Raw genomic sequence first — 24,089 nt, 5'->3', positions numbered from 1 at the left:
TCGGTTGATCATCCAGCGAGGGTGTGCGCGCTCTTGTCGGCGTTTCAAACGCCCCGACCTTGGCGGCATTGAGCCATCCCCTTGTCTGTCATAGACTCCTGCTAGATTCAAACAATTGTTTCCAATCACGTGGAGCCGCCCATGGCCCAGCAGCCCGACACCGTCACGCGCATCCTCGACACCGCCGAGGTGCTGTTCGCCGAGCGTGGTTTCGCCGAGACTTCGCTGCGCAACATCACCAGCAAGGCCAAGGTCAATCTCGCCGCGGTGAACTATCACTTCGGCTCCAAGAAGTCGCTGATCCAGGCGGTGTTCGCCCGCTATCTCACCCCTTTCACCGAGCGCTTCCACACCGCCCTCGACGAGCTCGAGGCGCGACACGCGGGCAGCGTCATTCCGCTGGAGGAACTCCTGGAGACCATGGCGCGCTGCGTGCTGGAGGTGCCGGCAGAGCGCAACAGCCTGAAGGTGTTCATGCGCCTGCTGGGGCTCGCCTACAGCCAGGCCCAGGGTCACCTGAGGCGCTATATCCAGGAGGAGTACGGCAGCGCCTTCACCCGCTTCACCGAGCTGGTGCGCCTGGCCACCCCCGAGCTGCCCGACGCCGAGCGTTTCTGGCGGCTGCATTTCATGCTCGGCACGGTGATCTTCACGCTCTCGGGGCTCGATGCTCTGCGCGACATCGCCGAGCAGGACTACGGAGAGCACGTCGGCGTGCGCGACCTGGTCCGTCGCCTGCGCCCGGTGGTGGTGGCGGCGATGAACGCGCCGCTGCCCGAGGCGCTTCCGCCCCAGCGGGAGGTGGGCTGATGCGCACGCCAGTGCTGGCCGAGCTGCCGCCGGAAGACGGCCTGTGGCTGGAGATCGATACCGCCGCCCAGCGGCTCTGCGTCTGGCGGGGGCGCGAGTTGCAGTGGACGTGCGAGGTCTCCACGGGGGGCAACGGCACCGGGGAGGAGGAGGGCAGCGGGGCGACGCCGCTGGGCTGGCACACCATTCGCGCCGCAATCGGCGCGGGCCAGCCGCCGGGTACCGTCTATCGCGGGCGTCGGCCTACCGGCGAGGTCTACTCCAAGGCCCTGGCCGCGGAGCACCCGGGGCGCGACTGGATCCTCACCCGCATTCTCTGGCTAGGCGGGCTTGAGCCCGGGCGCAATCGCGGCGGCCGGGTAGATACCCAGCGCCGCTACATCTACCTGCACGGCACACCGCCGAGCGAGCCCATGGGGGTGGCCCGCTCCCACGGCTGCGTTCGCCTGCGCGATGATGACCTGCTGGCACTCTTCGACATCGCCGTACCGGGCACCCCGGTGTGGCTGCACGACTGACGATCAGATCACGCTACCCAGTTCGAAGATCGGCAGGTACATCGAGATCACCAGGCCGCCGACCAGCACGCCGAGGATGACGATTATGAAGGGCTCGAGCAGCGAGGTCAGGGTATCGACCTTGTTGTCGACCTCCTCCTCGTAGTAGTCCGCCACGCGGTTGAGCATGGCGTCAAGCGACCCCGCCTCCTCGCCGATGCCCACCATCTGCACCGCCAGCGGCGGGAACTGCTCGGTGAGGCGCATGGCGAAGTGCAGCTGCTGGCCGGTGGCCACGTCCTCGCGGATCTGGGCGATGGCCCGCTCGTAGACCATGTTGCCCGCCGCGCCCTCGGCGGTTTCCAGCGCCTCGACCAGCGGTACGCCGGCGCCGAAGGTGGTGGCCAGGGTGCGCGAATAGCGGGCCACGGCGGACTTGTCGAGGATGTCGCCGATCACCGGGATGCGCAGCGCCAGACGATGCATGCGAAAGCGAAACGCCTCGGACTTCTTCATGCCGCCGCGCAGCAGGAAGATGAAGCCCGCGACCCCGAGCAGCCCCCACCACCAGTACTGCTGGGCGAATTCCGACATCGCGATGGTCATGCGCGTCATGGCGGGCAGTTCGGCGCCAAACCCGTGGAACAGGCTCTCGAACTGCGGGACTACCTTGATCAGCAGCAGGGCGGTGACGGCGATGGCGACCACGATGACCGCGGCCGGGTACCAGAGCGCCTTCTTGACACGGCTCTTGAGCGACTCGACCTTCTCCTTGTAGGTCGCCACCCGCTCCAGCATGTGGTCCAGCGAGCCCGACTGCTCGCCGGCCTCCACCAGGTTGGCGAACAGGCGGTCGAAGTGCTCGGGATGGCGCTTGAGCGCCTCGGAGAAGCTGGCGCCCGCGGCCACGTCGTTCATCAGCTCCTGGACCAGCGCGCTCATCGCCGGCTTCTTGAGGCTTTCCGCCACCACCTGGAAGGCCTGCAGAACGGGCACGCCGGCACGGATCATGGTGGCCATCTGGCGGGCGAAGAGCATGATGTCCCGCGGCTTGATCTTGCCCATGCCGCCGCCGAAGCCGCCCTTGCGACGGACCTGCTTGACGATGATGTTCTGCCCGGCGAGTACGCGTTCCACCTCGGCCCGCTTGGGCGCGATGATCTCGCCGCCGACCTTGCGCCCATTGGGGCCCTTTCCGGTCCACCGCCAGCGATAGAGCTTGGTTTTCTGCCCCTTGCGCAAGGGCTGAGTCGCCATGTTCATCGTGTGGTCCATCCCTGCGTCGCGTTGTCGTTATGGTCGTTATGTCAGTCTTTGGTGACCCGGTTCACCTCGGCCAGGCTGGTCAACCCCTGCATCACCTTGAGGATCCCGCTGCGGCGCAGGTCCGGATGACCCTCCTGGCGGGCCTGGGCGTCGAAGTCCCGGGAGTTGCCCTGGGTCATGATCAGGTGGCTCATGGCGTCACTGATCGGCACCACCTCATAGATGCCGACGCGCCCCTTGAAGCCCTGGGTGCAGTGCTGGCAGCCCACCGGCTCGTAGATGGTGGCGCTGGCCACCTCGTCCTCGGTGAAACCCTGGGCGAGCAGCGCCTCGCGGGGAATCTCCGCCGGCTGCTTGCAGCGCTGGCAGAGCCGGCGCGCCAGGCGCTGGGCGATGATCAGGCTGACGGAGCTCGCGATATTGAAGGGTGCCACGCCCATGTTGGCCAGGCGGGTCAGGGTCTCCGCCGCCGAGTTGGTGTGCACGGTGGAGAGCACCAGGTGGCCGGTCTGGGAGGCCTTGACGGCGATCTCGGCGGTCTCCAGGTCGCGGATCTCGCCCACCATTACCACGTCCGGGTCCTGGCGAAGGAAGGCGCGCAGGGCGCTGGCGAAGGTCAGGCCGATCTTGGGCAGCACGTTGACCTGGTTGACGCCCGGCACCTTGATCTCCACCGGGTCCTCGGCGGTGCAGATGTTTCGCTCCACCTGATTGAGGATGTTGATGCCGGTATAGAGGGAGACGGTCTTGCCGCTGCCGGTGGGGCCGGTGACGAGGATCATGCCCTGGGGTGAGTCAAGCACGCTCTCGTACATGGCGCGCTGCTCGGGAGTGAAGCCGAGCTGTTCGATGCCGAGCTGCGCCGAGCCGGGATCGAGGATCCGCAGTACCACCTTCTCGCCGTAGACCGTGGGCAGGGAGTTGACGCGAAAGTCGATGGAGCGCGTGCTGGAGAGCTTGAGCTTGATGGCGCCGTCCTGGGGGAGCCGGCGCTCCGAGATATCGAGCCGCGACATCACCTTGAGGCGCGCCGAGATGCGCGAGCGCATGGCGAAGGGCGGATGGGCCACGTCGTGAAGGATGCCGTCGATGCGAAAGCGCACCCGATAGCTGGTCTCATAGGGCTCGAAGTGAATGTCCGAGGCGCCGCGGTTGATGGCATCGAGCAGGATCTTGTTGACGAACTTGACGATGGGCGCATCGTCGCCGGCGGCGGCCACTGCGGCCTGTTCGTCCGTGGCGTCGACTACACCCTCGTCGTAGGCAAGCTCCCCCACGGCATCGTCGACGTTGGCGAGATCGTCGAGCATGCTGCGCTCGCTGCTGGCGAGGTAGCTCTCCAGCACCGGGCGCAGCTGGTCTATCGGCGCGAGCACTCCCTCGAGCGTCAGGCCAGTGGCGAACTGGAGCTCATCGAGCAGCGCCAGCGTGGAGGGGTAGGGCACCGCGACGGTGAGGCGATGGCCGTGGCGTACCAGCGGCAGCACCCCCAGCCGGCGCAGGATCTTGTCCGGGTAGTCCTTGGCCGGCGGCAGGCTCTCCAAGCGCAGGGCATCGAGATCGATGATTGGCAGCCCGTACTCCCAGGCGGCGGTCAGCGTGGCCTGGCGGGCGGGCACCATCCCCGTTTCGATCAGGTGGGCGAGCAGTGACAGCTCCGCCTCGCGGGCTTCGGCCTCCGCGCGCACCGCCGCCGCTTCGCTCAGCAGGCCATCGGCCACCAGACGACGCGCCAGGCCTCGAAGCCCGCTGCGCTGGGTGGCCCCATGCAGCGGCGAGGGGCCGGCTTCCGGCGGGCTCGGGTGGCGTTCGGGGGACGGGGGGCGATAGTCGTTCATGGCGCCTCATGGTGTCGCAGGGAAAGGACAGATGAAGTTCACTGGCTTAGCTGATTCTAGCCCCTGTGGCCAGTGCCCGCCCAGCGCCGCGTCATGCTCGCTCCGCTTTTTGCTCATGTTTTGGCTCATCCTTATGGCTGAAATTTCTGATGTTCACTCACCGCTGGGATACACTGACGCTTGCAGGGTTGCGGTGCGTAAATTAATGTAACTTTTAGCAGGCGGTATGACGCCTGATGATACCGGTGGCTGGCGAAAGGCTGAGATGCCTGGACTAGCCGCCTCACGTGAAACCCGCACGGGCCTGCATACCAATAGGCATCGGCCACGGCGGAAAGGAGCAAGGGGCAGGGTCATGAAACGACAGGGCATGCAGAAGTACGTCAAGACCGGGCAGGGCGGTTTTACCCTGATCGAACTGCTGATCGTGGTGGCGATCATCGGGATTCTGGCGGCAATCGCGATTCCGCGGTACCAAGACTATATAGCCAGAAGTCAAATGAGTAACGCACAGGCCACAATTAGAGGGGTGTTGACCCAAGCTGATGACTTTGTAAATAGAGGTTACAATCTTTCTTTCAATTCTAGCGATCAAACGGGAGATACAAGATATGTCGGAGTTGTAGCTGATCAAGCGTATGGCACTTTGGCCTTTGATCCTGCTACTGGTGTGCCTGCAACAGGTGGTTACATAAGTATAGTTTATCAATTTGGGGTGGGTACGGATAAACAGTATGCACCACAGTTAGCATTGACTGGTGGCGGAGATCCTGTTATCAAGTATGAGCGTACTGATGCCGGCTGGGAGTGTACAACAGATGTTGATGTGCAGTACCGTCCTGATGGATGCGGTGCAGGAAGCTAGCATGAGCTTGCCAAAAGATTAATGGATTGATCTTTTCCATCAAGTCGATTTTAGCGGCCGGCAGTTATGTCGGCCGTTATTTATGTTTTTCGCAACAGCAAGCCTGTTTTCAAGGAAATACGCTTGAGATCTTTTTCATTGATGTTTCGACGCGCTGCTATTTTGGCTGCAGCCGCTTTCTTGCCGAACATAATTCTGTTAGCCGCAGCAGAATATTATTCCTTGATTCGACCAGTAGTGAATCTGGATTATTTGCTGACGATGTCAGTATTTGTTTTAGGGTGGTGGCACTTAGGGGTGTTGTTGGTCAGTGTTGCTTTTCTTGCTGATATATTTGCACTCATCGGGCAGGTTTTTCCATTTTTTAGACTAGAAGAAGTAGTCTACCTTTCCAAGTTTTTTCTGTTAGCTCCTCTTTATTATAAAGTGGTTGCTGCTGGAGTTTTTTGTTCAGCTGTTGTTTTGTTGGCCTTGCATTTCTATATGGCGCCAAAAATCTCTCGCCGTGGCTTTTTCCTAACGATGGTGCTGTTTGGTAGTTGTTACTTTTCAGCCTCACAGCTATCAGACGGAAGAAGCACTTATCGAAAGCCAGAGAAGTTCTTTGCAGCAAGTCAATTCGATTATCTTATCTCTAGCAGACAGGTAGGTTTTGCTTCAAATGTACGAACAGGAAAGTCTGATTTTTCCAATTATGTTGGGGTAAGAGCGATAACCCAATGGTCTGATCGTGATGACGAAACCCTTGGTGACCAACTTCTATTCGTCATCGTAGAATCTTGGGGAGTTCCTCATAAACCTGAGATACAGGAAGATATCTTACGCCCCCTTAGGGCCTTGAGAGGTCTTAGTTATGATTCGGGGATTTTTCAGTTTTCGGGTGCTACCGTTGAGGGTGAGCTAAGAGAGTTATGTGGTCTTCGGCCAAGTGGCTATGATGTGCGTTTGATACCCGATGAGATTTCAAGAGATTGCCTGCCACGTAAGTTAAGCAGTCTCGGTTACAGTACTGCTGCCATGCATGGAGCTAGTAGTACCATGTATGATCGTGGTGTATGGTATCCAAAAATTGGCTTCGATGAAGTAACTTTTTTTGAGGATCGTAGTTGGCCACGCAGGTGCTTCTCCTTTCCAGGAGCATGCGACGTTGACATGGTTGACGACGTTGAAGATTTTTTTGTAGAAAATGATAAAGGCTTCTTTTATTGGCTAACATTGAATAGTCACTCGCCCTACGATGCGCGTGATATATCTGTTGATAGGTTTGATTGCGAGAAACACCAAATTACTAGCGCTGAGGCATGTAGAAACTTGAAGTTGAATGCTCAGTTTTTTGACTCGCTTGCGAAGCTTTTGTCTCAAGATGGAATGCAGGATGTTGATGTAGTTGTAGTCGGCGATCATGAGCCTAGACTGTTTGATAGGGAAGAGTTTGAGGACCATTTCGAGTCCAGGGTTGTGCCGTGGATAATGCTTCAGTCTGGAAAAAGCTAGAATAAAACTTAAAGAGGCTACAGTTTTTTATGAGCAATGCATCTCTTTCAGAAGTTCGAGACGGCGATGGCGAGTTCTTTAATTATGTGTCTTTGTTTTTTCTGTGTGCGACGATTGTGGTTCCGGTTTTTCTGACTTCGGTTTATACGTCAAGGGATATAAATGTTATTGTCATGGGGTTGCAGTTAGTTTTTGTCTTGGCTAACTATCGGAGCCTGTCAAAGTGCATGTCTCACTTTCTAAGCCGGTGGGTTATGCCTACTTTACTTGTCGGTGTATTTTTTATTTGTGCTTTGTCTTGGTTTTTTTTAGGGGTTGAGGTGGTTCGCGAAGATAGATTTTATTTCTATATAGTGCAGTTCTTCTTCTACTTTTCTTTTGTCGCTTACCTGCAGGAGCAGAGAGTGGGTTTGAAAGAGGTTTTTTTTATTAAAGGTTTCTCGTTGCTAATTGTCTTGGTGGTTTTTTTGATTGTTTGGCTTTCAAGTGATCCTGCTGCTTGGGAAGGTAGTGTTAAACCTCATCCGCCTCTCTATCGGCACATACGTCATTTTAATTACGATCTTTTTATATTCACGGGATTGTTGTGCTGGGCGTACTTGAAGAATTTTGTTAGCTACATGTTTTTTGCATTTCTGATGGTTTTGATTGGGTTCTTGACTGCCTGGACGGGAGCGAGAGGACAAGCAGCGGCAACGTTTGTATTGATTGTATTGTTGATGCTGACTTTCAGGAAAGAGGCTGTCGCATTAGCTGGCTCTATGGCGGTTTGGTTACTTTTTGGGGCCTCTTTGTTATTGCTTTCAGGTGAAACTCATATGCTTTTTGATAGTGTCTCCACTTCCGCTAGGGATTCTATGAATGGGATTTCCTCAGGGAGGCTTGCTATATGGGGCGCTACGTGGGAGGTTTCACAGATTTCCCCGATTTTTGGCTTGGGGCCTGAAGCTTTTTATAATTACAATGTTATAGATGCCAATATTGTTCAGCCCCATAGTCTGATCTTCCAGGTTTTGATTGAGTTCGGTTTTTTGGGGTTGTCTGTGGTCTCTGTTCTTGCCTTGTTTTTGATATGCAAATCCTTCCTTGCAATCTATGTTAAAAGGTCTTCTGAATACCTTGTTTTTATGTATTTATTCATGCTCTCCATTCTTGCTTTTAGTTTGGTTGATGGGCTGTTTTATCATGGTGTTCCTTTTTCATTGTCTCTCATGGTGTTGGCTTATATTAACGTGAGTGAGGGTTATGGAAAAAATGTGCATGTGGGCTGTATTCAGAACTTTGGCCCTGAGAAATCGATAGGGCGACCATGAAGCTGAATCGCGTCACCATCGAAAGACTCATCACCGGGGTGGAGGACGCCGGCCGCAAGGTGATGGCGATCTATCGACGAGGCTTCGCCGTCGAGCACAAGGCCGACCAGAGCCCGCTGACCGAGGCGGACATGGCCGCCCATTACGCTCTGGTGGCGCTGCTCGAGCGTGAGACGCCAGGCATTCCCATGATCTCCGAGGAGTCCGGCGAGATTGCCTGGGCGACTCGCCGGCACTGGACGCGCTACTGGCTGGTCGATCCGCTGGACGGCACCCGGGAGTTCATCGCCGGCAACGGGGAGTTCACCCTCAACCTGGCGCTGATCGAGGCCGGCGTGCCGGTGTTCGGCATCGTGCATGCCCCGGCGCTGCCAGAGGGGGCGGTGACCTGGTGGGGCCTGGCAGAGCAGGGCGCCTTCCGACGCCAGAGTGCGCAAAACAGCGATGACGTTCGCGACTCTCCGATTCGAGTGCGGGCGCTTCCTGACCCCGAACGTGAGCCTTGGCGTGTTGTCGGTAGCCGCCGCCAAGGGGCGGGCGCCTATGCGGCTTTCTGCCAGGCGCTGCCTGCCCACGCCACTCAATCGATCGGCAGTTCGCTTAAATTCTGCCTGATCGCCGAGGGAATGGCCGATCTCTATCCGCGTCTGGCGCCTACCCGCGAATGGGACACCGCGGCGGCCCAGGCCATCGTCACCGCCGCCGGTGGACAGGTGTTGGAGGCGAAGACGCTCAAGCCGCTGCGCTGCAACCAGCAAGAGAGCCTGTTCAATCCTGACTTCATCGCCTGCGGCCAGCGAGATCCGCGCTGGGAACGGGCCTTGGCCGAGGCGCTGGAGGCCGATCCCGATAGCCGCTGACAGGCTGCGCCCTTTGGGTCCACCCGCGAAGCCACCCTTGCCTACATTGAAGACATCAGAGAGCGGGTACTGGATTGCGGGCAGGGAGGCCACCTCAATGCAACCCCCACGGATCGTCCATCATGGCGCTGCCGAGAGCGTGACCGGCAGTTGCCACCGCCTGCAGATAAGTGAAGAGCGTGCTCTGCTGATCGACTGTGGCCTCTTCCAGGGCCAGGACGCCGATGGTCTCGACAGCCTGGAGCAGCACCGGGTGCGCTTCCCGGTCGAGGATGTTCTGGCGCTGGTGGTCACCCATGTCCACATCGACCATATCGGTCGGCTGCCCTACCTGCTGGCCGCGGGGTACGAGGGGCCGATCCTCTGCTCGGTGCCCTCCGCGCGGTTGTTGCCGCTGGTGATCGAAGATGCCCTGAAGATCGGCTTCACCCGCGACCGGGCACTGATCGAGCGCTTCCTCGCCGAGGTGGAGAAGCGCCTGGTGCCCCTGGACTACCGGCAGTGGCATGTCGTGATCGACGATCCGCGCCACCGCGTGCGCGTCAAGCTGCAGCGGGCCGGGCACATCCTCGGCTCCGCCTATGTCGAGGTCGATACGCGGGAACACGCCACCGGCGAGCGCCATCGCACGGTGTTCTCCGGCGATCTCGGGGCGCCCTATGCACCCTTGCTGCCGGCCCCCCGGTCTCCCTATCGCGCCGACACCCTGGTGATCGAGAGCACCTATGGCGATCGCTGCCATGAGGGGCGGCAAGCTCGTCGAGAACGGCTGAAGGCCGCCATCGACCGGGCGCTCGAGAACGGCGGCAGCGTGGTGATTCCCGCCTTCAGTATCGGCCGTACCCAGGAGCTGCTCTACGAGCTGGAGGGGCTGATCCATGGTGCCAAGGATGCGCGCTGGCGCGAGCTCGAGATCATCGTCGACTCGCCGTTAGCCGCGCGCTTCACCGAGGTCTATCGCGAACTCAGGCCGTGGTGGGACGCCGAGGCGCATCGGCGACTGCGCGGCGGCCGCCACCCGCTGAACTTCGAGAGCGTCTACACAGTGGAGAGCCATGCCGAGCACGTGCAGACGGTGGATTACCTGGCGCTTAGCCACCGCCCGACGGTGGTGATCGCCGCCAGCGGCATGGTCACCGGCGGTCGGGTGGTCAACTACCTGAAGCGGATGCTCGGCGACCCGCGTCACGCCGTGGTGTTCATCGGCTATCAGGCCGTCGGTACTCCGGGTCGCGCCATCCAGCGCCATGGACCGCGCGGCGGCTGGGTGCTCCTCGACGGCGAGCGGCTTGATATTCGCGCCCATATCGAGACCGTGGGTGGCTACTCGGCTCACGCCGACCAGCGAAATCTCCTCGATTTCATCCGCCGCATGCGCCACCCGCCTCGCCGGATCCGGCTCGTACACGGTGAGCACGACGCTCAGCTCGCCTTCAAGGCTCGTATCGAGCAGTGGGCGCGGGAAGCGGGCCGGAGGGTCGAGGTGAGCCTGGGGGCCGATCACCAGGCCCAATGGTGAGCAGCAAAGCCCTGTGGGATTGTGGGAGCCGTGCTTGCACGGCGATCGCTGGTATTCAGCACGTCGGAGTGCGTCGGCAACTGCCTCCCGCCTGGTTCGAATCATGAAGGAAAATCCCGCCATGTTTCATCACATCCTGGTGGTTTGCACCGGCAACATCTGCCGCAGCCCGGTCGCTGCGGCGATGCTTGCTCGTGCGCTGCCGAATCACAGGGTGGAATCCGCCGGCCTAGGCGCGCTGGTGGATCACGGTGTCGAGTCTTCAGCCAGAGCGTTGGCTGAGGCCGATGGCCTGGAGGTCGCTGGCCATCGGGCTCGCCAGCTCACCGTCGAGATGGTGCGAGAGGCCGACATCGTGCTGGTGATGAGCGAGGGCCAGCGTCAGGCGGTGGCCGACCTGGTGCCCGAGGCACTGGGCAAGACCATGCTGCTGGGGCGGTGGCTGGAGGCGGGGCAGGGCAGGGACATTCCCGATCCCTACCGGCAAGCCCCTGCCGTGTTCGATGCGGTGCACCGGTTGCTGTGCGAAGCCTGTGAGGCCTGGGCGGCTCGCCTCGGTTGAGCCCGTAAGCTCTTCACATGGCAGATCGAAAAGGCATCACTGACTTCCCCAGACCACGAAGTAGGGATTCAGGTGCTGCTCGGGGCTGGCATATCGCAGCGGCTGCCCCTCCAGGGTTTCGACGCGGCCGCCGGCTTGCTCGACCACGGCCTGGGCGGCCCCGGTGTCCCACAGGCAGGTGGGGCCGAGGCGCGGATAGGCATCCGCCGCACCCTCGGCCACCAGGCAGAGCTTCAGCGAGCTGCCCATGGGTACCATCTCATGATCCCCAAGCCGCTCCAGCCATTCGGCGAGATCCGGGCTGGGGTGGGAGCGGCTGCCCACCACGCGCCAGGTGGTGCCTTCGGCGGGCTTGCCCGCCACCTGGATCGACTGGCGCTCGCCGCCTTTCTCGTCTCTTTCGTCCACCTTGAAGGCACCGATTCCCTCGGCGGCAAGGTAGGAGACCTCCAGTGCCGGAGCTACGACCACGCCGAGCACCGGCTTGCCGTGTTCGATCAGCGCGATATTGACGGTGAACTCGCCGTTGCGCTTGATGAATTCCTTGGTGCCGTCCAGCGGATCGACCAGCCAGTAGCGGCCGTGGGCATCCGCCCCGGTGAAGCCTTCGGTGTGCTCCTCTGAGAGCACTGGGATTTCGCCCGGCACGGCCTCGAGCCCGACCACGATGACGTCATGGGCGGCCTTGTCGGCCTCGGTGAGCGGGCTCTTGTCTTCCTTTTCCTCGATGGAAAAGTCGCGGGCATAGACGGCCATGATGGCGGCGCCGGCATCCTTGGCGATGGTGTGTACCTGCTCGAGCAGGTCGGACATGTCTAGCGGCATGTGATGGTCCCTATCGTGACAACCCGGCGCAGGCGCCGGGTTGGGTATGGTGAGAGCCGATGTCAACGTGCACGGCCATGGCAGCATCAGGCAATGATCTGGCGCTCGCGAAGCAGCGCGATGATGGCGTCGGCGGCCTCGTCGCTGCTCATCTCCTGGGTCTTGAGATGCAGGTCCGGGGTCTCCGGCGCCTCATAGGCAGAGTCGATGCCGGTGAAGTTCTTCAACTCGCCACGGCGCGCCTTGCGATAGAGCCCCTTGGGATCGCGCTCCTCGGCCACGTCGAGCGGGGTGTCGACGAAGATCTCGATGAATTCACCGTCTTCCACCAGATCCCGGGCCAGGTCGCGCTCGCTGCGGAACGGCGAGATGAAGGCGGTCAGAACGATCAGGCCGGCATCCACCATAAGCTTTGCCGTCTCGCCGACGCGGCGAATGTTCTCGACGCGATCGGCATCGGTGAAGCCCAGGTCCCGGTTGAGGCCGTGGCGGACGTTGTCGCCGTCCAGCAGGTAGGTATGCTGGCCCGCGGCGTGCAGCTTCTTCTCCACCATGTTGGCGATGGTCGACTTGCCGGCGCCGGAGAGGCCGGTGAACCACAGCACCGCGGGCTGCTGGGCCTTGGCGAGCGCTCGCGCCTGCTTGTCGATGTCGACGTGCTGCATATGGATGTTCTGGCTGCGCCGCAGGGCGAAGTGCAGCATCCCGGCGCCGACCGTGTTGTTGGTCAGGCGATCGATCAAGATGTAGCCGCCGGTATCCTGGCTCTCCTGGTACGGATCGAAGGCCACGGGCTTGTTGAGGCTCAGGGTACAGATGCCGATGCCGTTGAGGTCCAGCTGCTTGGCGGCCGCGTGCTCCAGGGTGTTGACGTTCACTTGGTACTTGATGTCGGTGACGGTGGCCGAGACGGTCTGGGTGCCGAGCTTCATCAGGTAGGGGCGCCCCGGTAGCAGCGGCTGATCGTGCATCCACACCAGGGTGGTCTCGAACTGGTCGGCGGTCTGCGCAGGCTGTTCGACGCCGGAGATGATGTCGCCTCGTGAGATGTCGATCTCGTCGTCCAGCAGCAGGGTGACGGACTGGCCCGCCACGGCTTCGTCCAGGTCGCCATCGAAGGTGTAGATCCGAGACACCGTGCTGGTCTTGCCGGAGGGCTGCACGCGGATGGCGTCGCCCGGCTTGACCTTGCCGCTCGTCACCATGCCGGTGAATCCGCGGAAGTCCAGGTTCGGGCGATTCACCCACTGCACTGGCAGGCGGAACGGGGCGCGCTGGAGGCGCTCGTCGTCGACCTCCACGGTCTCCAGGTAGGCCATCAGCGTGGGGCCGTGATACCAGGGCATGTGGTGGCCGTGTTCGATGACGTTGTCGCCCTTGAGCGCCGACATGGGGATGAAGGTGATCGACTCGAGCCCCAGCTGCTTGGCGAAGGTCCGGTACTCCTCGACGATCTCGTCGAAGCGGTCCTTGGAGTAGTCGACCAGGTCCATCTTGTTGATCGCCACCACGACCTTGCGCATGCCGATCAGCGACATCAGGAAGCTATGGCGGCGGGTCTGGGTGAGGATGCCGTGGCGGGCATCGACCATCAGGATGGCCGCATCGGCGTTGGAGGCGCCGGTCACCATGTTGCGGGTGTACTGCTCGTGGCCCGGGGTATCGGCGACGATGAACTTGCGCTTGTCGGTGGAGAAGAAGCGGTAGGCCACGTCGATGGTGATGCCCTGCTCGCGCTCGGCGGCCAGACCATCGACCAGCAGGGCGAAGTCCATTTCGGTGCCTTGGGTACCGAAGCGCTTCGAGTCGGCTTCGATGGCGGCAAGCTGGTCCTCGAACAGCAGCTTGGACTCGAACAGCAGGCGGCCGATCAGCGTGCTCTTGCCGTCATCCACGCTGCCGCAGGTGATGAAGCGCAGCAGCCCCTTGTGCTCGTGAGACTCGAGATAGCCGGCGATATCCTCGGCGATCAGGTCGGACGCGTGTGCCATCAGAAGTACCCCTCTTGCTTTTTCTTTTCCATGGACGCGGCGCTGTCGTGGTCGATCACCCGGCCCTGGCGCTCGGAGGTGTTGGTCAGCAGCATCTCCTGGATGATCGACGGCAGGGTGTCGGCCTCGGATTCGATGGCGCCGGTGAGCGGGTAGCAGCCCAGGGTACGGAAGCGTACCTTGCGCATCATCGGCACCTCGCCGGGCTCCAGCGGCATGCGCTCGTCATCGACCATGATCAGCGCGCCGTCGCGCTCAACCACCGGGCGTTCGGCGGAGTAGTAGAGGGGCACGATGGGGATGTTCTGCAGGTAGATGTACTGCCAGATATCGAGCTCGGTCCAGTTGGAGAGCGGGAAGACGCGGATCGACTCGCCCTTGTGCTTGCGGGTGTTGAAGAGCTTCCACAGCTCCGGACGCTGGTTCTTGGGGTCCCAGCGGTGCTGAGCGGTGCGGAAGGAGAACACCCGCTCCTTGGCACGGGACTTCTCCTCGTCGCGGCGCGCCCCGCCGAAGGCGGCATCGAAGCCGTACTGATCCAGCGCCTGCTTGAGGCCCTCGGTCTTCATCACGTCGGTGTGAATGGCCGAGCCGTGGGTGAACGGATTGATGTCCTTTTCCACGCCCTCGGGGTTGATGTGCACGATCAGGTCCATGCCGGATTCCTCGGCCATGCGGTCGCGGAACTCGTACATGGCGCGAAACTTCCAGCGGGTATCGACGTGAAGCAGCGGAAACGGCGGCGGCGCAGGCGCGAAGGCCTTGCGCGCCAGGTGCAGCATTACGGCGCTGTCCTTACCTACGGAGTAGAGCATCACCGGATTCTCGGTCTCGGCGACCACCTCGCGCATGATCTGGATGCTCTCGGCTTCGAGCCGCTGCAGATGGGTGAGTGTCGTCATCGTCTGTCCATGTACAGGAATTGTCGGGGCCGCGTCTCAGCGAACTTTTGGGGCAGACCCCAAGCCGAGGTTTGGCGGTACGTTGATCAGGTGGAACTCGGGATGATCCGCCAGCCAGGTCTGGATCTCCGGACTGGCCTGCAAGAAGGCGCCGCGGAAGAGCAGGGTGATGGGGCCTTGTGCGCTGGAGAGAAACCGTTCGAACAGTGCCAGGTACTCCTCGGCCATGGGCGGTGCCGGCAGGCAGCGAGTGAAGAGGGCGCCACGCTTGCCGTGCAGATAGAGCTGATAGCGTCGGGGAACACTATCCGCCGAATTGTCCGGCCTCGCCACGCGAACGCCTCCCAGCCAATGGCTGCCGCCGGCCTGGTTGACCTGCTCGAGCACCGGCTGCACCTGCTGACGATACCAACGTCCCGAAGAGGAGCGCTTGCGCGCCAGGCTCTCCAGCGAAAGCGGTTCGGGCTTGAGACCCTGCGCAGTGAGCCAATGGTCGATCGCTCTCGGTGATACCCTGTGGCCTTCTTCAGCCAGCGCAACTGCCAGCGCCCGACTGCTCCAGGCTGGTTCGGGTGTATCTGGGTGAGAGGCCAGCAGCGATTCCAGGTCGCCCTGAGCCTCTTCATCCAGACTCTCCGCCTGACCCGCCTTGCGACCACGCCGGCGCACCGGCACGCCCTCCCAGCCGCCTTCCCGGAAGGCTTTCCAGGCCGCTGAGACTGTGGGGGCGGATAGTCCTGTCCGGATAGCTGCCTCTGCCACGGTATGGCCATCCAGGCGAAGCCGAACCGCTTCCAGTCGGCGCTCGTTCAGCACTTTGGGCGATAAAAATTTAGTGCTCAATATAGAGTCAACTTATTGACTATAAAGTGTAAAATATCAATGTGAAGAAAAGGGGTAGAAGGCTATTCGACATCATCATAAAAGCCCCAGTAGAATCCCACAAGCCTGATCCGATCCCCTCAAGGACGAGCGACCATGATGACCTGGGCGGTACTGTTCTCCATCGCTGGCCTGTTGGCCGCGCTGATCTCCGGGTGGGTGCGCCCGGCCATCGCCTTCGTCAGCCTGGCCGGGGCCTACCTCCTGTTTGGCTTGGTGGATACCTCGACCCTGCTTCAGCAGTACACCAATCCGGCCCTGGCTACCCTCATGTTGCTTCTGCTCGTCTCGTTGGCCCTGGAGCGTTCCCTGCTGCTCGACTGGCTTTCTGGGCGGCTGCTGGCCGGTCGTGAATCCACCGCGACGGCTCGCCTGATGGGGGCCAGTGCCGTGCTGTCGGCCTTCCTTAATAACACCGCCGTGGTCGCGGCTTTCCTCGGGGCCGTCTCAAGGCAGAAACGGATCGCGCCGTCTCGGCTGCTGATCCCTCTCTCCTACGCCTCCATCCTAGGCGGCATGACCACCCTCGTGGGCACTTCCACCAACCTGGTGGTGAACTCTTTCGTCTTGAGCAGCGGAGGCACCGAGCTGGGCATGTTCCAGTTCAGCCTGGTGGGTATTCCGGTGGCGCTGGTCACCTTCGGCATGCTGCTGTGGCGGGCGCGGTCGCTGCCGCATCATATGCCGGAGGAGACGGCCGACAAACTATCCTACTTCCTGGCTGCTGACCTGCAGCCCGGTTCCGATCTGGTCGGCCGCAGTATCGAGGCCAACGGGCTACGCAGCCTGGATGGGCTCTACTTGCTGGAGATCGAGCGGCAGGGGAGGCTGATCAGTCCGGTGGGGCCGGATGAGATCCTGCAAGCGGATGATACTCTGGTGTTCACCGGTGAGGTGAGCAAGGTCCAGGCGCTTCAGCGCTTCCCGGGGCTCAAGCTGTTCGGGCACCAAGCCGATGCCTTGTTGGCGACCAATCTCGTCGAGGTGGTGATCTCTCACGAATCGGAGCTGGCGGGCCGCACCTTGCAGGAGGTGGACTTTCGCAGCATGTTCAATGCTGGCGTGGTGGGCATTCGCCGTGGGGACAAGCGTCTCGAGGGGCAGCTTGGGCAAATCACCCTGAGAACCGGCGACTGCCTGCTGATGGCCGTGGGTAGCGACTTCCGCCAGCACCGAAACCTCGATCGCAACTTCCACCTGCTCAGTGGCAGCCTGACACGTCCCAAGCTCCGTCCTGTGGCGAGTGGGCTGACCCTGGTCGGATTCGCCAGTGTGATCGGCCTGGCTGCCCTGGAGCTGCTGCCGCTGTTCCACGGACTACTGCTGCTGATGGCGGGGCTGCTGGTGGGAAAAGTGCTCAGTCCGGCCGAGCTGCGGCGACGTTTCCCTTTCGAGCTGTGGGTCATCATTGGTTCGGCGCTGGCCATCGCACAGGGGCTAGAGAGTTCAGGCGCTGCTGACCTGCTGGCACAGGGCATGCAGGTGCTCTTCAGCGGCCACGGTGTCTATGCCGCCTTCATCGGCTGCTATCTGCTGACGCTGCTGCTCACCGAGACGGTGACCAATAACGCCGCTGCGGCTCTGGCCTTCCCCGTGGCCTGGACCACCGCTCAGGCCTTTGGCGCAGACCCCATGCCCTTCATCATGGCGGTGGCCTACGGCGCTAGCGCCTGCTTTCTTATCCCCTATGGCTACCAGACCCATCTGATGGTCTACTCACCCGGTCGTTACAGCATGGGGGATTTCCTGCGGGTGGGCCTTCCGGTCAGTCTGGCCTATTCCAGTGCCGTTCTGCTGCTCACGCCGCTGGTGTTTCCCTTCTAAATTCCGAGCGACTTCTTGTTGGAGCTTCCGGTTCGGCTCTTTGACTGGTGTTGCGATAGATGTCGTTGTGGGCGCGACAGGAGGTCTGTATCCTTCACAAGCCAAGTCGCCTTAGCTTCTGATCATTGCCCTGGGCGTCCTATCGGCGCCCAGCGTGGAGTAGACCTGCGCAGTTGCGTAGAATGTCGTGATCATCAATTGATGCCAGTGCGGGGGCAAGGCCCACCCGGCGATATTTCTGTTTCTGAAGGGCATGGGAAGCGCCCGGAAAAATCCTCGGGCGGTAGCGTGCCTAGCTTTTTACGTTGACCGGAGCGACACCATGACGAGCTCTACACAGCCCCCCTCCCAACAAGAACCTCGCGGGCATGCCGACGATGAGATATCTATGGTTGATTTGGCCAAGATCCTGGTCCGGCGCTGGAAGGCGCTGGTCACCATCTTTGCACTGGTGGTTGCTGCCTCTCTCATCTACGTGTTGCTGTTGCCGCGCAGTTACCAGTATGTGTCGGTCTACAATGTCGCCGAAAATGCACCGTCTGAGGCATTGGAGTCACCATCGTCGCTCGTCGCTAAAGTGCGTAACCTTTACCTAGGGCCGCACATACGAAAACTGCTTGAAGATCAGGGTTGGGAGTACCTTCCGTTTGAGGTTCAGGTCAACCAACCTTCTGACACTTTTCTGATCATGCTGGCCAGCGAAGCCAGCCCGAACCATGCCAGTCAGGTGGAGACACTGCATGCCCAGGTCTTGGAAAGCTTGCAGCAATCCCAACAAGCTTTGGTGGAGCATCGCCGTGAATCCCTGGAGCGGCAGCTGGAAAGTAGTCGCGAGGCGCTAGAGGCCGTGCGTGGAACCGATAGCTCCAATACTGGGGAACTGATCGCAACCTATACCTCCCGCATCGCCGACCTTGAGGCCAGCCTTTCCGAGCTGAGGAATGGTGAAGCTAGCCAGATAGCGCTACAAAGCCTTGAACCTGTGGGCACCAGCCGTAGCCTGATTCTAGCGTTGGGCATCGTGCTCGGTGGCATGCTGGCCGTGATTGGCGTATTCGTTTTGGAATTTGCCAGCCTAGTGTGCGCGAGTCTCAAGGATGAGACGACAAATGGCACGCTTTGATGTTTCAGGACTGCTAAGTGAAAAAAAATGGATGTTAAGTTTTTGTTGCTTAGTAATTAAGAGTGTTTAATTCTTTGTTGAAAAAAATGCTTAGCAGGACGGCCAAGCAGTTCCGGAGCGAACTGGGCCTAGCCTTGTTGCGAACCTTCATTGCTCGTGGTGTCTCAGCGCTGGGTGGGCTGCTGTTAGTAGTGGTGTTGGGGCGCCTCTATGGCCCCAACGGAGTCGGACTCTTTGCGCTTGCTCAAAGCCTATACCTCGGTGCCGGGATTATGGCCAAGTATGGTATGGATAACGCTTTGATGCGCTTCGTGGGACAGGAGCCTCACTGCGTTCATGTAAAGACATACCTGCGCTGGGCGTTGATGCGATCTTTATGGCTGAGCCTGTTGGCGGCTGTTGCGATTTACCTATTACGGTCGCCATTGGAAAGACTTTTCTCGTCTCCGGAGCTGGCGAGTGTCCTGCCGGGCATCGCTGTGGCTATTCCCGCCTTTACCCTGGCTTTCGTGCTGGGAGGGTTTATGAAAGGGGTGAACAAGCCTGCCACCGCCTGTTTATTGGAAAACGGCAGTATATCCTTGATCGCTACTCTCTTGCTGCTAAGCATGAACCTGATGTGGCCTGATTCCGGAATTCTTCAAGCCGGCTGGGCTTTTGCCCTTGCGGCCTGGTTGGTGCTAGGGCAGGGCTTCTGGCAGGCAAGACATTGGCTTGTTAGGCAAAAATGGAAGGTGATTGGCGAGTTAATTTCGCGAAAAGAATTCCGCTCTTCATCCCAGGCCTTCTTCTTTTTGAGCCTGGCCCAGTTCATGCAGCAGGTAGTGGGGATCATGATCGCTGGTTGGCTGCTATCCAGTGATGAACTTGGGCTTTTTCGCTCTGCCGAACGTATAGCTTTTCTTATAAGCTTTATACTGTTAGTGATTAATGCTGTTTTCCCACCACGTTTTGCTAAGCTGTTTTATAAAGGAGATTATTTTGGTCTTAATAGACTTGCGAAGAAAAGTTCGCTGTTTGCTTCGCTGTTGGCTTTTCCGTTATTAATAATATGTTTGTGTTACCCATCTTGGGTATTAGGCTTGATGGGAGAAGGCTTCTCTGGTGCGAGCTTCATACTACAAATTCTCGCCTGCGCTCAACTTGTGAATGTATCTACTGGCTCCGTTGGATTTCTGCTCAACATGACTGGCCATGAGGCTCTGATGCGCAATATTTCCCTTTTGTGTAATGCGCTTGGTTTGTTATTGCTTTTAATTATGACTTCCCAGTTTGGCATTGTCGGCGCGGCCTTTTCATTTGCGACAGTGTTGGTATTACAAAACCTGACTGCGTTGTTCTTTGCTTGGCGACGGCTGGGTATTTGGATGCTTCCATTACCGAATCTGTTTAAATTACTCGGCATATCAACAGAGCGAGAATCCATTTGACTGAATTCGGTTCCTGCTAGTGGTGTGATAATTTATTATAAGCTGGCCTGAAAAAAGATCTGCAAGATAAGAAAGTGATGAAGGCGCCTTTATCGGTATGTAAGAAACGTAAATAACAAGTACTGGAGTGGGTGAAATCATTACATAATTCCTCAAAGATTTGAGAGTGGGGTCATGATCAGTTGATGTATATAATAAAGCTTTTATTTATAATTTCGGCTACAATTTATTGCTCTTGATAACCCCGAGTCGAGCAGCTCCACTGTTTTTCCACATTGCGGTAGCAACAATCCCATCAAGCCGTCGATAACCGAGAAAGATTTATTTTCATTTGAAGCTTTAATAAGAGGTGTACGAGATTTGTTTAATAATGGCTGCAAGCATGTATTCATTGTTGGGGCTCAAAAGGCTGGTACAACCACAATCTATGATTGGCTATCACAGCATCCTAGTATTTCAGCATCAGTGAATGCGAAAGATTATCCATATTTCTCAGACGAAGAAGTGTACCGTAGGGGTAGAGAAGTATTTAATAAAGTCCATAGGTCAGTTGACGGAAAAAAAACACTTGGGGCAGATGCAAATATTTCATACCGTGATGAAAATATCTATAAATTGAAAGAGGAGTTTCCTTTAGCCAAAGTTATAATGATAAAAAGAAATCCAGTTGATAGGGCTTTTTCCGCATACTGTCATGCTGTAGAAAGAGGTCTTGAAAACAGAAGTTTTGATGAGGCATTGGATTATGAGTTGAAAGGAGGAAGGTACGAGCAAAAGGATAGTTTGTGGGCAGACTACCTCAAACATGGAGATTATACAAAACAAGTTCAGGTTTTAAGGCGTGAGTTTTCTGAGAATAATGTGGAAGTGGTTGATTTTGAAAAAATGATAAATCAACCCGCAGAGGTTTTTCAAAACTTGTGCTGCTTTATCGGTGTAGATAGTTCTTTCGTGCCTAGATTTAATAAGGAGAACTCAACAAAAGGCGGGGTGAGAATTAGGTTCGTTAGTCAATTTTTACATGGGTATAGTCCTAGATATGATATGGTTAAGAAGTTTGGTAGAATTATTCCTTTTCCTATGAGGTCATACATACGCAAATGCCTAGTTAAGGTGAATAGAGTTGAAGGTAATAAACCTATGCTTAGTAGAGCCTCAAGGGAAAAACTAGAGCAATACTATGGGGTTAAATAAAGCTCATGGCGCTCATATTGAAAAAATCAACAATAATTTATTGTCTAGCTTTGGTTTGGGTTTTTATTGATATTTTAGGTGGTGTTTTTAGAGAGTATTTAGGGTTTCCCAAGTTCACTTTGATTGTTAGAGGCGTGTTTTTTCTTGTTTTACTATGGTTCTGCTTTAGACAGGCGAAATTAAACAAGTCTTCGATTTTAATACTTGTTTTGTCATGTTTTTTAGTGTCGCTATCTTCTGTTCATTTGGCGTTTTACGATAATTACGACAGCTTCTTGATTTCAACAAAGCTGCTGCTTCCGCTGCTATGGTTTTCAGCAATTAACAGACTTATGGATTTAGAGTTGATCTCCTATTCATTGTTGAAGAACGTTGTAATGGTTGGGGCTGCAGCTCTGTTAGCTAACCAGTTTTTATACTTTTTCGATATCGGCTTCTCGAATTATGGCGTAGAAAAAGAAGCTCTACTCGGCGGGACAGGTTTTATATTTGCTGGGAATGAAGTTGGTGTGACATTGATCGCCCTTTTTTCACTCTATCTATACTTTTTTAGTGGGAAGTTGCTGTTTTTTCTTGGAGGTATTACCGCTTTTTTTGCTGCCTCAATCGCGCTAATGTCTAAAACAGCTATATTTGGAGTTTTTCTAGTTCTTTTTATATACTTTATTTTTAAAATGAAAAGAGTCTATGCTTACATAGTGATTTTAGTTTGCTTCCCCTTCGCTTTATTTTTTTCTTCGTTTATCGCCAGCTTTTTAGGTCCATCCATATCTAGGTGGTCGTACTTTTATAATGAATATGGGGTTATTTATTTCCTGGGGGGAGTGAAGAGGTGGAAAGCAATAGAAGCATGGTTTGTAGATATATCATCAGATCCTGTGAAGCTTTTATTGGGGGAAGGCTGGACAGGTTTGCCTGAAAACAATTTTTTTGATTTGGTACAAGGGTTTGGTCTCTTAGGTTTTTCCATATACTTGTTTTACATGGTGTATGTTCTGATTAATTTTAGAATCAACAGTCCTGATTCGCGTTATTTTTTTTGCGTTATTATTTTGATATTTGTAATAAGCTTTTTTGCTGGACATGTAGTTCAGTCAGCACTTTTTTCACTTTATTTTGGACTGATCGCCAATCTTTACGTAAGATCAAGCCGCCAAGATGTAAAATTAAACAATGATTTTAAGTGTAGTGGCGCTTGACAAAAATTCTCATAAAGTATTTATTTTGCTTTTCATCTGTTGAGAGATGTTTGCACTTTAATTGATATGTGATTTTCCAAAGACGACAATTTTTTTAGATCCATGTGCTTTTCGTATCGATGCTAACGATGTTATCTGATGGTGGAATAGCTCATCATTGTTGCAGACTTTATCCGCCACTACATGCAGGTAATACCCTTGCTGCCGCAACTTAAAACTGGGGGTTGGTGTTTCTAAAAAATAGCTATGCTATAATAAGTATTATAGTGACTTGTTGTCTTCTGCATTAGGGTTCTGCTTAATATATATCCTATAAGTTTGACTATACTTAATATTAAGAATGCCCCGTTGCAGGGTGCCATGAGATAGCCGATAAATGTTGGGTAATGATCGATTATGGCGTGGCACTTTCGCACAGGGTGAAATGTCCCTGTTGTTATCAGCGCAAATTCCCATATAAAATTTTCTTGAATCTTTTCGCGGATGCCAAGTTACTATAGCTGTCAGATCACTAGGTTCTGTCTAAAAAGTCCGTACGAAAACAACGTTCTATGCAGGTCAGGTATACTATTGCACAGAAGCTTCTGGCGAGCTTGTCGTAACGTGTGCAGATACGGCATAGCTACTTTTTCCAGCCAATGCATCGCAAGATGACCTTCCTTGCACGGTAGCACGGTTTGTTAAAAACTCCGGTCTTCCTTAGACATGACTTTGTGTGCATTTTGCGCCAAACAATAATCAGCTTCATCCTATGACAAACGCAGTACTGACGGAGGAGATCACTGTCGTAGATCTTGACTACCACGATGGCGGCAACGCTTACGTCGCCTACCCACAAGCCCAGCCCGGTGAATGTGCTCCATGGTGGGACGTAGTGACGGGGATCCAAATCCTACCCCAGTGACACAAATAAATCTCGAATTATTACTAGGTCCATCTGGCCATCTTCACGTAAGCGGAGTTGGAGGCTTGCCACGGTGGCCTCAGAGGAGCCGTCATTGCGCTACTGACAAAACTGTCATAGACGGTCTTTCACTGGCCGTAGCACTCTGGCATGTAGCGGCTCCATCTCAAGCTGCGTGAAGCCGGGCTGATGGATCTGGATATCTGGATGATAGATTCCACGTCGATCCTGGCCACGCGCGCTGCCTCGGGAGGCGGCAAAAAAGGGGATCGAAAGAACCCATAGACCATGCGCTGGGACGCAGCCGAGGCAGCCTGACCACCAAGATCCACTTGGTCTGCGACCGACATGGCTGGCCACTCACATTTACCGTGTCACCGGGCAGGATTCGGATACCCGCCACTTTTGTTACCACTATATGGAACACGTCCACCTGCCCGGGCCGGTGGGACGGCCACGTAAGCGGTGCCGATACATCGTGGCTGACAAGGGCTATGACAGTGATCCTCTCCGCCGGTACTGCGATCACCATCGGATGAAACCGATCATCGCCAAACGCAAGATGCACCAAAAGCAGTGTCCCGGGGCGCCCCGAGGCTTTGACAAACCCCGCTGAACCTCATCAAGCGTTGTATCGGCTGGCTCAAGGAGCTGAGCCGTGTCTGCAAGCGTTATGACAAGCTCGCTAGCAGCTTCCGGGGATGGTATGCCTGGCCTTCATAGAACGTTGTTTGCGTGCTGACTTTTTAGACAGAACATAGTTAGAGCCGTCCCACGGTCAGCAGTTCTGA

19 protein-coding genes are annotated in these 24,089 nt (G+C 56.8%); 13 read left to right on the top strand and 6 right to left on the bottom strand.

Going from position 1 to position 24,089, the window contains the following annotated elements; all coding sequences use genetic code 11:
* The first annotated feature begins 141 nt into the window (after window positions 1-141).
* Complete coding sequence (locus C9F13_RS01435) at window positions 142-810, top strand: TetR/AcrR family transcriptional regulator (protein WP_108444459.1); 669 nt, start codon at window positions 142-144, stop codon at window positions 808-810.
* On the top strand, window positions 810-1,328 hold the full coding sequence (locus tag C9F13_RS01430; protein ID WP_108444458.1) for a L,D-transpeptidase: 519 nt from the start codon (window positions 810-812) through the stop codon (window positions 1,326-1,328). The genes C9F13_RS01435 and C9F13_RS01430 overlap by 1 nt, the downstream gene beginning before the upstream one ends.
* 3 nt (window positions 1,329-1,331) lie before the next feature.
* On the opposite strand, the gene C9F13_RS01425 is transcribed toward C9F13_RS01430, so the two are convergent.
* Both C9F13_RS01425 and pilB read right to left on the bottom strand, forming a co-directional pair.
* A complete protein-coding gene (locus C9F13_RS01425; protein ID WP_108445309.1) occupies window positions 1,332-2,564 on the bottom strand; it encodes a type II secretion system F family protein in 1,233 nt (410 codons plus the stop codon).
* A 50-nt stretch (window positions 2,565-2,614) separates the two neighbouring features.
* Entirely contained in the window at window positions 2,615-4,411 is a 1,797-nt protein-coding gene (gene pilB / locus C9F13_RS01420; protein WP_108444457.1) for a type IV-A pilus assembly ATPase PilB, read from the bottom strand.
* A 370-nt stretch (window positions 4,412-4,781) separates the two neighbouring features.
* Between pilB and C9F13_RS01415 the strand changes: the two genes are divergently transcribed.
* The 6 genes from C9F13_RS01415 (at window position 4,782) to C9F13_RS01390 (ending at window position 11,024) form a co-directional block, all read left to right on the top strand.
* The gene (locus tag C9F13_RS01415; RefSeq protein WP_157955147.1) at window positions 4,782-5,276 is read left to right on the top strand and encodes a pilin; all 495 of its coding nucleotides are present in this window, start codon (window positions 4,782-4,784) and stop codon (window positions 5,274-5,276) included.
* A gap of 123 nt (window positions 5,277-5,399) precedes the next feature.
* Window positions 5,400-6,770: a sulfatase-like hydrolase/transferase gene (locus C9F13_RS01410; RefSeq protein WP_157955146.1), complete on the top strand. Its 1,371-nt coding sequence runs from the start codon at window positions 5,400-5,402 to the stop codon at window positions 6,768-6,770.
* A 29-nt stretch (window positions 6,771-6,799) separates the two neighbouring features.
* Complete coding sequence (locus tag C9F13_RS01405) at window positions 6,800-8,083, top strand: O-antigen ligase family protein (RefSeq protein ID WP_108444454.1); 1,284 nt, start codon at window positions 6,800-6,802, stop codon at window positions 8,081-8,083.
* Entirely contained in the window at window positions 8,080-8,943 is an 864-nt protein-coding gene (gene cysQ, locus C9F13_RS01400; RefSeq protein ID WP_108444453.1) for a 3'(2'),5'-bisphosphate nucleotidase CysQ, read from the top strand. Before C9F13_RS01405 ends, cysQ (C9F13_RS01400) begins: the two co-directional genes overlap by 4 nt.
* A 97-nt stretch (window positions 8,944-9,040) precedes the next feature.
* Window positions 9,041-10,462, top strand: a complete 1,422-nt coding sequence (locus C9F13_RS01395) for an MBL fold metallo-hydrolase RNA specificity domain-containing protein (protein WP_108444452.1) — start codon at window positions 9,041-9,043, stop codon at window positions 10,460-10,462.
* A gap of 121 nt (window positions 10,463-10,583) precedes the next feature.
* Entirely contained in the window at window positions 10,584-11,024 is a 441-nt protein-coding gene (locus C9F13_RS01390; RefSeq protein WP_108444451.1) for a low molecular weight protein-tyrosine-phosphatase, read from the top strand.
* A 36-nt stretch (window positions 11,025-11,060) separates the two neighbouring features.
* Here C9F13_RS01390 and cysQ (C9F13_RS01385) read toward each other — a convergent pair whose 3' ends face one another.
* The 4 genes from cysQ (C9F13_RS01385) to C9F13_RS01370 form a co-directional block, all read right to left on the bottom strand.
* On the bottom strand, window positions 11,061-11,849 hold the full coding sequence (gene cysQ, locus C9F13_RS01385; RefSeq protein ID WP_245888676.1) for a 3'(2'),5'-bisphosphate nucleotidase CysQ: 789 nt from the start codon (window positions 11,847-11,849) through the stop codon (window positions 11,061-11,063).
* Window positions 11,850-11,935: 86 nt separating this feature from the next.
* Window positions 11,936-13,840, bottom strand: a complete 1,905-nt coding sequence (gene cysN / locus C9F13_RS01380; protein WP_108444450.1) for a sulfate adenylyltransferase subunit CysN — start codon at window positions 13,838-13,840, stop codon at window positions 11,936-11,938.
* Complete coding sequence (gene cysD / locus C9F13_RS01375) at window positions 13,840-14,742, bottom strand: sulfate adenylyltransferase subunit CysD (RefSeq protein ID WP_108444449.1); 903 nt, start codon at window positions 14,740-14,742, stop codon at window positions 13,840-13,842. Before cysD ends, cysN begins: the two co-directional genes overlap by 1 nt.
* 36 nt (window positions 14,743-14,778) lie before the next feature.
* Window positions 14,779-15,585 carry a helix-turn-helix domain-containing protein gene (locus C9F13_RS01370; RefSeq protein ID WP_157955145.1) on the bottom strand — a complete coding sequence of 269 codons (807 nt, stop codon included), beginning with the start codon at window positions 15,583-15,585 and terminating at the stop codon, window positions 14,779-14,781.
* A 135-nt stretch (window positions 15,586-15,720) separates the two neighbouring features.
* On the opposite strand from C9F13_RS01370, the gene C9F13_RS01365 reads away from it, so the two are divergent.
* The 5 genes from C9F13_RS01365 to C9F13_RS17390 all read left to right on the top strand — a co-directional run bounded on the left by C9F13_RS01365 (window position 15,721) and on the right by C9F13_RS17390 (window position 22,394).
* The gene (locus C9F13_RS01365) at window positions 15,721-17,448 is read left to right on the top strand and encodes an SLC13 family permease (protein ID WP_108444447.1); all 1,728 of its coding nucleotides are present in this window, start codon (window positions 15,721-15,723) and stop codon (window positions 17,446-17,448) included.
* Window positions 17,449-17,836: 388 nt separating this feature from the next.
* On the top strand, window positions 17,837-18,571 hold the full coding sequence (locus C9F13_RS01360; protein WP_245888675.1) for a GumC domain-containing protein: 735 nt from the start codon (window positions 17,837-17,839) through the stop codon (window positions 18,569-18,571).
* 62 nt (window positions 18,572-18,633) lie between these two features.
* Complete coding sequence (locus C9F13_RS01355) at window positions 18,634-20,001, top strand: lipopolysaccharide biosynthesis protein (protein WP_157955144.1); 1,368 nt, start codon at window positions 18,634-18,636, stop codon at window positions 19,999-20,001.
* A 360-nt stretch (window positions 20,002-20,361) separates the two neighbouring features.
* Window positions 20,362-21,195, top strand: coding sequence for a sulfotransferase family protein (locus tag C9F13_RS01350; protein ID WP_157955143.1), 834 nt, complete (start codon window positions 20,362-20,364; stop codon window positions 21,193-21,195).
* 5 nt (window positions 21,196-21,200) lie between these two features.
* Complete coding sequence (locus C9F13_RS17390) at window positions 21,201-22,394, top strand: hypothetical protein (protein ID WP_157955142.1); 1,194 nt, start codon at window positions 21,201-21,203, stop codon at window positions 22,392-22,394.
* The last annotated feature ends 1,695 nt before the right edge of the window (window positions 22,395-24,089 follow it).

This window comes from Halomonas denitrificans, assembly GCF_003056305.1.
Classification (GTDB): Bacteria; Pseudomonadota; Gammaproteobacteria; order Pseudomonadales; family Halomonadaceae; genus Halomonas; species Halomonas denitrificans.
Note: the sequence above shows the minus strand (reverse complement) of the source record. Positions and strands in the feature narration are given on the sequence as shown.

Bases quoted from the DNA above. Each gene is read 5' to 3' on its own strand.
- C9F13_RS01435 (WP_108444459.1), top strand. From the start codon at position 142: ATGGCCCAGCAGCCCGACACCGTCACGCGCATCCTCGACACCGCCGAG.
- C9F13_RS01430 (WP_108444458.1), top strand. From the start codon at position 810: ATGCGCACGCCAGTGCTGGCCGAGCTGCCGCCGGAAGACGGCCTGTGG.
- C9F13_RS17390 (WP_157955142.1), top strand. From the start codon at position 21,201: ATGGCGCTCATATTGAAAAAATCAACAATAATTTATTGTCTAGCTTTG.
- C9F13_RS01415 (WP_157955147.1), top strand. From the start codon at position 4,782: ATGCAGAAGTACGTCAAGACCGGGCAGGGCGGTTTTACCCTGATCGAA.
- C9F13_RS01405 (WP_108444454.1), top strand. From the start codon at position 6,800: ATGAGCAATGCATCTCTTTCAGAAGTTCGAGACGGCGATGGCGAGTTC.
- C9F13_RS01360 (WP_245888675.1), top strand. From the start codon at position 17,837: ATGGTTGATTTGGCCAAGATCCTGGTCCGGCGCTGGAAGGCGCTGGTC.
- C9F13_RS01365 (WP_108444447.1), top strand. From the start codon at position 15,721: ATGATGACCTGGGCGGTACTGTTCTCCATCGCTGGCCTGTTGGCCGCG.
- C9F13_RS01425 (WP_108445309.1), bottom strand. From the start codon at position 2,564: ATGGCGACTCAGCCCTTGCGCAAGGGGCAGAAAACCAAGCTCTATCGC.
- C9F13_RS01390 (WP_108444451.1), top strand. From the start codon at position 10,584: ATGTTTCATCACATCCTGGTGGTTTGCACCGGCAACATCTGCCGCAGC.
- cysD (WP_108444449.1), bottom strand. From the start codon at position 14,742: ATGACGACACTCACCCATCTGCAGCGGCTCGAAGCCGAGAGCATCCAG.
- pilB (WP_108444457.1), bottom strand. From the start codon at position 4,411: ATGAACGACTATCGCCCCCCGTCCCCCGAACGCCACCCGAGCCCGCCG.
- cysQ (WP_108444453.1), top strand. From the start codon at position 8,080: ATGAAGCTGAATCGCGTCACCATCGAAAGACTCATCACCGGGGTGGAG.
- cysN (WP_108444450.1), bottom strand. From the start codon at position 13,840: ATGGCACACGCGTCCGACCTGATCGCCGAGGATATCGCCGGCTATCTC.
- C9F13_RS01395 (WP_108444452.1), top strand. From the start codon at position 9,041: ATGCAACCCCCACGGATCGTCCATCATGGCGCTGCCGAGAGCGTGACC.
- cysQ (WP_245888676.1), bottom strand. From the start codon at position 11,849: ATGCCGCTAGACATGTCCGACCTGCTCGAGCAGGTACACACCATCGCC.